The sequence below is a fragment of the Mesorhizobium sp. M7A.F.Ca.CA.004.06.1.1 genome, assembly GCF_003999135.1.
Lineage (GTDB): Bacteria > Pseudomonadota > Alphaproteobacteria > Rhizobiales > Rhizobiaceae > Mesorhizobium.
In genome coordinates, this window is record NZ_RZPQ01000974.1 from 1 (window position 1) to 1,821 (window position 1,821).

Below are 1,821 nucleotides of genomic sequence, written 5' to 3' on the forward strand. Positions count from 1 at the left end.
GATAAGGATTTGGCCCCCCGATCGACTCATCGCGAACACGCGTGCGAAAGGTCACGAGAGGAACGTTCTTTCTATAGGTCATTGATTTGCTTCCAGGCCAAAGTGGTACGGTGCATTTTTCGGTTAAACTGAAGCGGCATCGACTTCGGTCGACAGTTCCGGCAGCCTCGCGCCTTGGCGTGGTTGCCTCGGACCGGTCTTGTGCAAGACCGCCCCCGAGCAGGCACGTTTAACGGCGACGAGCTTCCGCGGAGACGGGGAATTTTGCTCGCGTGCTTTATCGAGCTTTGAGAGGTAGGCATGGTCTGCAACCGTGATTTTGACTGCGTTCTATCGACCGAGTCGCAAGCGCCATGCCAATTGACCCGATGCCTTGGGTTCACTTCGGTTTTTGCAGCAACTTTCGTGTTGTGCAGTAATGCCGGTCGATATTATTGCTCAAGCAGCACTGGAAATTGGGTGCGACTCCGTTCGGCAAACCCGGCCTTTGTCCGAAGCCGGACACGAATGTCGGAAATAGCCAAACGCCAGGATCTGGGGCGGGTTAAGAAACGTTGCCGTGGGCACCGGCTTCAGCACAATTGCGCCACGCGAGCATGGCTCCCAGCGTCAATGCCGTGCAGCAGCGAGACGAAGTCACTGCAGAATATCAACCTCTGCGAAGTCGTTGAAACCCAGCATGTGCGAGCCGTTCGAGGCGCAGATCAAGGCATGCTCGAGGAAGAGCTCGTGCTCTCGGCAGCAAGTGTTGCGACGTCTGACAAGGATCGTCGCGCTTCAAGGAAAAGAACCTGAATGGTGCACGGCTTGTGAAGGCCGGCGCATGGAAATGGCTGGGCTGATCATCCTCCATGAGGGTTGAATGAAGAGCTGGCCCCTATCTCCCTCAGCTGCAACGGGGGGAGATAGGGCATGTCCGTCTATCGCGCTGGGTAACATTCCTCGGTGATGCAATAAGGGGGAGCAATTTCTCATTTCGGCAGACACGACCCAGCTCTCCTTTCATGCGCTGATTCCCCCAGGGGAAATCGCGACTCCAGGCTTCCTATGCAGCGAATCGCGGTGCTGTCCGATGTCCGACAATGTCGGATGCGGATCGTAGCTGGGCTAGATCCGTCACTTTGCCTCGATGGTTTCCCACTGGCCTTATATCTGCTTCGCCCAAATGCGGCGACATAACCTGTGCGGCATCTGTGAATGGATCGACTTCAATCGAGACCTCGGAGGTCCCGATGCGCGAAGGGAGCTTGCCGATATGACGGCCACCATAGCGAACCACGGTCCGGACGACGAGGGGACTTGGATCGGCGGGCCTGCGGCGCTGGGACACCACCGCCTGGCAATCATCGATATCCAGGGCGGCCGCCAGCCGAGGATGCTCCAGGGGGATGGCCGACCTGACTTGGTGCTCGTCTACACGGGTGAGACTTACAACTACCGCGAGCTGCGTCAACAGCTGGCCGGCCTAGTCCATCGCATGAACACGAGCAGTGACACCGAGGTGGTGCTGCACCGCCCCCGCGAGTAGGGCTCTTCGGCGGGTACACTTTTTTCACGAAATCCGTGAATGTTTCTCGCGACATCATCCCGCAATCGGTGGTGCAGCGGGTGAAGAGCCCGTATCCGGCTATCCAGAATGCCGCCTACGACAAAATACTACGTACGCGGTTCACTGTGATGCTGGACGACCTAGTTGTGGAGCTTCAACAGGTTGTCCTCGATCAGGGCGAGGCGACTGATAGGCGTTTTTGACTTTAGGCTGCCATGTGGACGATGCCAATTGTATCTGTGCAGCCAGACAGGCAGTTCGGCGGCACGATG

The 1,821-nt window shown here is 57.5% G+C and carries 1 protein-coding gene and 2 pseudogenes; 1 reads left to right on the top strand and 2 read right to left on the bottom strand.

The window, feature by feature from the left end; translation table 11 throughout:
• A pseudogene (locus EN906_RS32820) lies at nt 1-82 on the bottom strand (peroxiredoxin); the annotation flags it as partial.
• 1,173 nt (nt 83-1,255) lie between these two features.
• On the opposite strand from EN906_RS32820, the gene EN906_RS32825 reads away from it, so the two are divergent.
• Nucleotides 1,256-1,528 carry a hypothetical protein gene (locus EN906_RS32825; RefSeq protein ID WP_199489650.1) on the top strand — a complete coding sequence of 91 codons (273 nt, stop codon included), beginning with the start codon at nt 1,256-1,258 and terminating at the stop codon, nt 1,526-1,528.
• A 161-nt stretch (nt 1,529-1,689) separates the two neighbouring features.
• Here EN906_RS32825 and EN906_RS32830 read toward each other — a convergent pair.
• A pseudogene (locus EN906_RS32830) lies at nt 1,690-1,821 on the bottom strand (IS481 family transposase); the annotation flags it as partial.